Annotated in this window: 5 protein-coding genes; 4 read left to right on the forward strand and 1 reads right to left on the reverse strand. The window is 66.2% G+C overall.

The genetic code is table 11. The features are described 5' to 3' along the window. Positions 1-25 precede the first annotated feature (25 nt). Positions 26-1,642: an HD family phosphohydrolase gene (locus H7U20_RS07190; RefSeq protein WP_199518928.1), complete on the reverse strand. Its 1,617-nt coding sequence runs from the start codon at positions 1,640-1,642 to the stop codon at positions 26-28. Positions 1,643-2,025: 383 nt separating this feature from the next. Here H7U20_RS07190 and H7U20_RS07195 point away from each other — a divergent pair, with 383 nt between their 5' ends. The 4 genes from H7U20_RS07195 (at position 2,026) to ycaO (ending at position 8,537) form a co-directional block, all read left to right on the forward strand. Next, entirely contained in the window at positions 2,026-2,922 is an 897-nt protein-coding gene (locus H7U20_RS07195) for an MBL fold metallo-hydrolase (RefSeq protein WP_199518929.1), read from the forward strand. An 89-nt stretch (positions 2,923-3,011) separates the two neighbouring features. Then, positions 3,012-5,363, forward strand: coding sequence for an ATPase, T2SS/T4P/T4SS family (locus tag H7U20_RS07200; RefSeq protein ID WP_199518930.1), 2,352 nt, complete (start codon positions 3,012-3,014; stop codon positions 5,361-5,363). A 206-nt stretch (positions 5,364-5,569) separates the two neighbouring features. After that, complete coding sequence (locus H7U20_RS07205) at positions 5,570-6,421, forward strand: transposase (protein WP_199518931.1); 852 nt, start codon at positions 5,570-5,572, stop codon at positions 6,419-6,421. 382 nt (positions 6,422-6,803) lie between these two features. Further along, the gene (ycaO, locus tag H7U20_RS07210) at positions 6,804-8,537 is read left to right on the forward strand and encodes a 30S ribosomal protein S12 methylthiotransferase accessory factor YcaO (RefSeq protein WP_199518932.1); all 1,734 of its coding nucleotides are present in this window, start codon (positions 6,804-6,806) and stop codon (positions 8,535-8,537) included. The last annotated feature ends 84 nt before the right edge of the window (positions 8,538-8,621 follow it).

An 8,621-nucleotide genomic window follows, 5' to 3' on the forward strand; every position in this document is an offset into this window, starting at 1 on the left:
TGTCGTCGGCGGACGCGCCATGGCCTTAGGGCCGGTAGCCCGGGATCAGGGCCTCGTCGATGGCGTCGATCTGGCGCGGGTCCATGTTCTTGTTGGCGAACTCCAGATACACCCGGCGGCGGATGAAGATGTCGAACAGGTCCGGGTCGATGTGGCCGTTCAGGCTGAAGTTGCCGAGGATGCGCAACGACTCCGACAGGGTCTTGCCCTTCTTGTAGGGCCGGTCGCGCGCCGTCAGCGCCTCGAAGATGTCGGCGATCGCCATCACCCGCGCCTGCACCGACATCTGCGCCTTGCTCAGGCCGCGCGGATAACCCTTGCCGTCCATCCGCTCGTGGTGGCCGCCGGCGTACTCGGCGACGTGTTGCAAATGCTTGGGCCAGGGCAGCGCCTCGAGCATGCGGATGGTCACCACGATGTGGTTGTTGATGACCTTGCGCTCCTCCTCGGTCAGGGTGCCGAAGCGGATGGTCAGGTTGCCCACCTCCTCGGGCGAGAGGAAGTCCTGCTCGCTGCCGTCCGGGCCGCGCCAGCGGTAGGCGGCGATCTCGCGCACGCGTTGCTGGTCGGCCGCCGCCATGCCCTCGCCGCCGATGTTGGCCTGGCGCAGGAAGTCGCGGTCGCGGTCGAGCTGGGCCAGGCGCTGCGCCAGCTCGGCGGCGCAGGCCGCCGCGTCGGCGCCGCCGCACTGGGCGCGCAGCGCGGCCAGCTCGGCGTCGCGGCGCAGCACCTCGAAGCGGGTGTCGATCATGCCGATGCGGTCGAAGATGGTCTCCAGCTTGGTCGCCTTGTCGACCACGTGGACCGGCGTGGTGATCTTGCCGCAGTCGTGCAGCAGGCCGGCCAGCCACAGCTCCTTGCGGTCGGCCTCGCTCATGCGGAACTCGGCCAGCGGGCCGCTGTCGGTGTTGTGCACCGCCTCGGCCAGCAGCATGGTCAGCTCCGGCACGAACTGGCAGTGGCGTCCGGTGTAGGGGGATTTTTCGTCGATGCCGATGTTGATCAGGTTGACCAGCGATTCGAGCAGCTCCTCCAGTTGCAGGATCAGCCGCTGGTTGGTGATGGCCACCGCGCCCTGCGCCGCCAGCGCCTCGATGAAGCGCTGGTCGGTGGTGGAAAAGGCGTGGATGGCGCCGCTCTCCGGGTCTTTGGCGTTGATCAATTGCAGCACGCCGACCAGCTCGCCCTCGTGGTCGTTCATCGGCACCGTCAGGAAGGACTGCGAGTGGTAGCCGTAGTGCTGGTCGAACGAGCGCATGCCGGAGAAGTTGAAGACGTCGGCCTGGTAGACGTCCTCGATGTTGACCGACTGGCGGAAGTTGGCGGCGTAGGCCGCCACCGAGGCCAGGTTGCGCTCGCCCTGGGCGTCGAACAGGGGCACGCCGGGGATGTCGATCGCCGCGCCGCTGGCGCCGCCCTGGCGCAGGCCCAGGCTGTCGTTGACCGAGATGTGGAAGCGCAGCTCGCGGCCGTCCGCGCTGGGACGGTACAGGGTGCCGCCGTCGGCGCCGGTCATGTTCTTGGCGACCAGCAAAATGCGTTCGAGCAGCGAGGCGACGTCGTGGCTGCTGCCGAGTTCAACGCTGAGCTCGGTCAACTGGTCGAGCCGCTGGGCGATCTGGGTAGGATTCAACTCTTGCATGGTTGTTATCGTGCCTGTAGAGGTGGGCGGCGCGCCGCCACGCGACAGGCATGCCGCCGCCGATTTGACTAATCGCAATGCTAGACATGCTGATAGGAAGTGTAGCCCCAGCGCAAGCTCCTGTACATCGACAAATGCGTCGGCCGCCGCGCGGCGGCGAAAACTGTCCCGATTTGGCACATTTCGGCGCCGGCGCCGGTGGCGAAAATCGCCGCGCCCGGCACAGTTTGCCAGCAACGCGGGGGCAAAAGAGGCTATGATCGGGGGAATCGCAGCTTGCCTATTCCACCACGGTTGATGCGGCAGGCCCAACAGACAGGACCGCGCCGGCCGGCACCGGCGTCAACCGGGCGGACCGGCGGCACGGGCAACAGGGACACAGCATGAAATTCAAATTCTGGGGGGTGCGCGGTTCCATCCCCTCGCCCGGGCCGCGCACCGCGCGCTACGGCGGCAACACCACCTGCATCGAGGTGCGCAGCGACGACGGCACCCTGATCATCATCGACGGCGGCACCGGCATCTTCGCGCTGGCGCAGTCGCTGCTGGCGCACGGCCGCGCCCCGGTGCAGGCCAACATCTTCATCACCCACAGCCACTGGGACCACATCCACGGCCTGCCCTTCTTCTCGCCGCTGTTCATCCGTGGCAGCCGGGTGCGCCTGCACGGCGCCACCGACCCGGTCACCGGCAACGGCATCGAGCACGTGATGGGCGTGCAGCTGCAGAACAGCTACTTCCCGGTCAGCGAGACGCAGATGGACGCCACCATCGAATACACCACGCTGAGCATCGGCCAGCCGATCGGCGTCGGCGACGCGGTGGTGCACAACGTGGTGATGAACCACCCGGTGACCGACCTCGGCTACCGGGTCGAGTGCAACGGCCGCTCGCTGTTCTTCACCGGCGACCACGAGCCCTACTACAACATCCACCCGCCCGGCCACCCCGAGCACGCCAGCTACCAGGCCCACATCGAGCGGCGCAGCGCCGCCATCGACGCCGTGGTGCGCGGCGTCGACGCGCTGATCGTCGACTGCTCCTACACCCGCGAGGAGTATCCGGCCAAGCAGGGCTGGGGCCACGGCACCTTCGACTCGGCGCTGGCGCTGGCCGCGCGCACCGGCGCCAAGCGGCTGTACTGCACCCACCACGAGCCGACCCGCGGCGACGACGAGCTCGAGGCGGTGTTCGCCGACGTCATCGCCCGCCACGCCCCGCTGCCCGGCAACCTGCAGGTGTTCCTGGCCTACGAGGGGCTGGAGGTGGAGCTGCACTAAGCTGGCCGCCGGCCAGGTCTTGCCCGCATTTTGCCGATTTTGCCGTATTTGCCGTATTTGCCGTGCCTTTCCCGCCCAGGAGCGCCACCATGAACGACACCGCCAACCGCGTCCCGCCCAGCGAGGTCGACCTGCGCCTGGCCTTCTTCCAGAAGCTGCAGGCGGTCAGCACCAAGATCCACGCCACCCATCAACTCGACGAGATCATGCTCGACCTGGGCATGGAGTTCTGCGACCTGTTCAACTGCGAGCGCTTCACCCTGTACGCCGTCGACGGCGCGCACATCGTCTCCAAGGTGAAGACCGGGCTGACCACCTTCCGCGACCTGAAGCTGCCGATCGACGCGCACAGCATCGCCGGCTACGTCGCGCAGACCCGGCGCACCGTCAACCTGGCCGACGTCTACGACGAGGCCGAGCTGGGCCGCCACTGCGCCGAGCTGCATTTCCAGCGCGGTGTCGACCAGCGCACCGGCTACCGCACCCGGCAGATGCTGGTGGCGCCGCTGCTGGCGGTGCAGTCGCACGAGCTGCTCGGCGTGGTGCAGTTCATCAACCACCGTGGCGGCGGCCCCTTTGCCGCCATCGCCGTCGACGGTGTCGAGCAGTTGTGCGAGACCCTGTCGGTGGCCTTCAGCCAGCGCCTCAAGCCGCCGCAGATGGTGCGCAGCAAGTATGACGGCCTGGTCACCGAGGCCCTGCTGTCGGCCGCCGAGCTGGAGCTGGCCACCCGCTCGGCGCGCAAGCAGGCGCGCGACATCGAGGAGGTGCTGCTCGACGAGTTCCAGGTCAAGCCGGCCGCGCTGGGGCAGGCGCTGGCCAAGTTCTACGCCGTGCCCCACGAACACTTCAAGGCCGACCGGCTGAAGCCGATCGAGCTGCTGCGCAACCTCAAGCGCCAGTACATCGAGGAGAACGGCTGGCTGCCGCTGGAGGACAACAAGGACGGCCTGCTGGTGGTGGCGCTCGATCCGGAGCGGGTGGCGCACGCCCACATCGTCAACCAGATCTTCCCCAAGGCCAAGGTGCACTACCGCGTCACCAGCGGGCGCGAGTTCCGCCAGATGGTCGAGCAGTTCTACGGCGCCGCCGCCGACTCGGGCAGCGTCGGCGACCTGCTGTCGGGCATGGACGACGGCGACGACGAGGGCGACGGCGGCGGCGGCGAGGTGTCCGAGGCGGTCGAGAACGAGCTGGTCAAGCTGCTCAACAAGATCATCGTCGACGCCTACCGCCAGGGCGTCTCCGACATCCACATCGAACCGCTGCCGGGCAAGGGCAAGACCGGCATCCGCTTCCGCAAGGACGGCACGCTGATCCCCTACATCGAGATCCCGGCCAGCTACCGCAGCGCCCTGGTGGCGCGCGTCAAGATCATGTGCGACCTCGACATCTCCGAGCGGCGCAAGCCGCAGGACGGCAAGATCAAGTTCAAGAAATACGGCCCGCTCGACATCGAGCTGCGCGTCGCCACCATCCCCTCGGCCGGCGGCGTCGAAGACATCGTCATGCGCATCCTGGCGGCCGGCGAGCCGATCCCGCTCGACAAGCTGGGCGTGTTGCCGTTCAACCTGGCGCGGCTGCGCGCCACCATCGAAAAGCCCTACGGCCTGTTCTTCGTCTGCGGCCCGACCGGCTCGGGCAAGACCACCACCCTGCACTCGGTGCTGCACTACCTGAACACGCCCGAGACCAAGATCTGGACCGCCGAGGACCCGGTCGAGATCACCCAGAAAGGGCTGCGCCAGGTGCAGGTCAACCGCAAGGCCGGGCTCGACTTCGCCACCGTCATGCGCGCCTTCCTGCGCGCCGACCCGGACATCATCATGGTCGGCGAGATGCGCGACAAGGAGACCGTCGGCATGGGCATCGAAGCCTCGCTGACCGGCCACCTGGTGTTCGCCACCTTGCACACCAACAGCGCGCCCGAGTCCATCGTGCGCCTGCTCGACATGGGCATGGACCCGTTCAACTTCGCCGACGCCCTGCTCGGCATCCTGGCGCAGCGGCTGGCCAAGCGCCTATGCGCCGGCTGCAAGCAAGCCTACCAGCCGGACGCCGCCGAGGTCGAGCTGCTGCTCGACGAATACTGCGAGGAGTTGCTCAACACCGCCGGCTTCCTGGCCGACGCGCCAGCCGGCCGCGGCGCCGTGCTGGCCGGCTGGCGCCAGCGCTACGCCGGGCCCGACGGCCGCTTCACGCTGTACCGCGCCGTCGGCTGCGACGAGTGCAACAAGGGCTATCGCGGCCGCGTCGGCCTGCACGAGCTGATGATCGGCAGCGACAAGGTCAAGCGGCTGCTGCAGGAGCACAGCCGGGTCGCCCAGCTGCTCGCCGCCGCGCTGGAAGACGGCATGCTGACGCTGAAGATGGACGGCATCGAAAAGGTCCTGCTGGGCATCACCGACATCAAGATGGTGCGGGCGGTGTGCATCAAATGATCCCCCCGGGGTCAGCCACCAGCGGGGTCAGCAGCCACCAGCGGGGTCAGTGCCGACATTCGGACACGAGCTCAACCATGCCGGGGTCCACGTCGGGGTCAGTGCCGACATTCGGACACGAACTCAACTATCGCGAAGCATCCAAACCTGCCTTTTAGCTGAGATGGATCACTTCTGCCAGGGCGGCCTGCAGTTAGGCTCACACAATGACCCGCCCTCTCAGACTGGAATTTCCCGGCGCGCTATACCACATCACTTCACGGGGTGATCGTAGCGAGGATATCTATTGCGATAGCGGCGACCGATATGCCTGGTTAGAAATAGTGGGGCGAACCGCAGCAAGGTTCAATCTTGTGGTCCATGCCTACTGCCAAATGAGCAACCACTACCATCTATTGCTGGAGACCAGCGAGGGCAATTTATCGCAGGGAATGCGGCAATTGAACGGACTATACTCGCAGCATTTCAACCGACGTCACGGGGTGGTAGGCCATCTTTTCCAAGGGCGTTATAAAGCCATCCTGGTTCAGAAGGACAACTACCTCTTGGAGCTGGCGCGCTATATCGTGCTAAATCCCCTCAGGGCGAACATGGTGAGGACGTTGGGCGAATGGCCATGGAGCAACCATCATTCCACTATGGGTCGTGCGGCCGTTCCCACCTGGCTACACACCGATTGGCTGCTAAATCAATTCGCTGCATCGCGCCATGAAGCGATACCGGCCTATGAGAAATTTGTTATGGCAGGCCACAGCCTACCCAGCCCTCTGAGCAATACTACCCACCAAGTGTTCTTGGGCGACGACAGCTTTATCGCGCAACATCGCCAGCCACCACAAGCAGATTTAGTTCGCGCCGTATCCAAGGTGCAAAGACGTTCACTTGCTTTGCCGCTTGATGAATACGAGAAAATATACGCCAATCGCGACGAGGCGATGGCCCGCGCGTACTATTCGACCGCGTTCACCATGCAACAGATCGGCAAACAATTCGGCGTCTCATACAAGACAGTTGGCCGGGCCGTACAAAAGTACCAAGAAACACTCTCATCCGCATGACGTACGGTTGAGGTCGTGTCCGAATGTCGGCACTGACCCCGCCTTGCACCAGCACTTTCTCGAAGCACACCGCCGGCGCGTTGCCGGCGTGCTTGCCGTAATTGGCGATGCGGCGGTAGCCGCGCGCCTGGTGGAAGGCGGCGGCGCGGGCGTTGACCAGGCGCGTCTCCAGCCACAGCGCGCGCTTGCCCAGCGCCGTTGCCTCGGCCAATGGTATGCTTTGGACAAGCAGCACATGAATTCGCCTGACCGCCCAGCCCAGCGGCACGCGCCGCCCGGGCCCGCTTGCGCCATGCCCGACGCGCGCCGCCGGCGTCACTGTTGCACCCTGCCGCCGGACGCCCCTGCGCGCCCGCCCGTCCCTTCTTTGCGAGACGTCTCGATGACTACTGAAACCTTTATCCCCGGCAAAGACGCCGCCCTTGAAACGACCATCGCCACCATGCAGGCCAAGCTGGCCAAGCGCGGCTTCAAGCTCAACGAGTCGTCGCTGCTGCACGAGGTCGACGGCATCTGGTCGACCCACATGAAGGACCAGGAGTGCCCGATGCTGTTCTCCAACGGCAAGGGCGCCACCGAACTGGCGGCCCGCGCCAGCGCCTACGGCGAGTTCGTCGAGCGCCTCGGCACCCACTATTTCTGGACCCACTTCAACCTCGGCGCCAGCCGCGCCCGGCGTCCCGTCGTCCACTATCCGCAAGAGAAATGGTTCCAGCCCGGCGCCGACGGCGAATGGCCGGCCGAGATGCTCAACGCCGAGCTGCACGCCTTCTACAACCCGGACGGCGAGATCGACGGCAGCGTGCTGGTCGACCTGAACTCGGGCAACGTCGAGCGCGGCATCTGCGCCCTGCCCTACCAACGCCTGCGCGACGGCAGCACCGCCTACATCCCGGTCAACATCATCGGCAACCTGTACGTCAGCAACGGCATGGCCGCCGGCAACACCGTCAAGGAGGCGCGCAGCCAGGCGCTGTCCGAGATCTTCGAGCGCGCCATCAAGTACCGCGTCATCGCCGAGGGCCTGTGCCTGCCGGAGGTGCCGGACGACGTCGTCGCCCGCTTCCCCGCCATCGCCGCCGGCATCGCCGGCCTGCGCAAGGCCGGCTTCGGCATCCTGGTCAAGGACGCCTCGCTGGGCGGCAAGTACCCGGTGATGAACGTCACCCTGATCCATCCCAAGGACCAGGGCGTGTTCTCCAGCTACGGCGCCCACCCGCGCTTCGAGATCGCGCTGGAACGCGCCATGACCGAGCTGCTGCAGGGCCGCGTGCTGGCCTCGCTGGAGGGCTTCCCCGAGCCGAGCTTCGACATGAGCGAGATCAACGCCGTGGCCAACCTGGAAATCCACTTCGTCGATTCGAGCGGCGTAATCAGCTGGAACTTCATGAGCGACACGCCGGACTACCCCTTCTGCGACTGGAACTTCAGCACCACCACCGACGAGGACTACCAGTGGCTGGTCGACGCCGTCCACGCCGAGGGCAAGGACATCTACGTGGCCGACTTCAGCGAACAGGGCGCCTACAGCTGCCGCATCCTGGTGCCCGGCTTCTCGGAGATCTACCCGGTCGAGGATCTGGAGTGGGAGAACAACAGCATCGGCAACGAGTTGCGCCCGCTGCTGGTGCGCCTGCACGAACTGAGCGTGCAGGAATGCACCACCCTGCTGGCCGACCTGCAGACCTCGAACCTGAACGACGAGCGGCCGCTGTGGGAAATCCTCGGCCTGGCCGCCGCGCCGGGCACGCCGTGGAAGCAGTTGCGCATCGGCGAACTGAAGACCCTGCTGGCCCTGGTGGTGGGCGACCAGGAAGCCATCCTCGAGGGGTGCGACTGGATCCACCACTTCAAGGACCTGGCCGCGCCGCGCCGCCTGGTGTACCGCTGCGTCGAAGCCATCGTCAAGCTCGACGAGGACGACGAGTCGGCCAACTACACCCGCTCGCTGGAACTGATGTTCGGCGGCGAAGCACTGCGCCTGGCCGAAGCCCTGCTCGACGGTAGCGAGCGCTTCTTCGGCCTCGACACCCTGGGCGCCGACTTCGAGGGCAGCGCCATGCACCAGACCCTGCTGGCCGCCTACGACAAGCTGTTCGCCGCCGACGCGGCCTAGTTGGCGCCGTCGGCTTGCGCGAACCCGGCGGCAAGAGCGCCGCTAAGTTAAACCAACCCCGGGGCGCAAACCTGGGGTGGGGCC

Source organism: Rugamonas violacea (assembly GCF_016461825.1).
GTDB lineage: Bacteria > Pseudomonadota > Gammaproteobacteria > Burkholderiales > Burkholderiaceae_D > Rugamonas.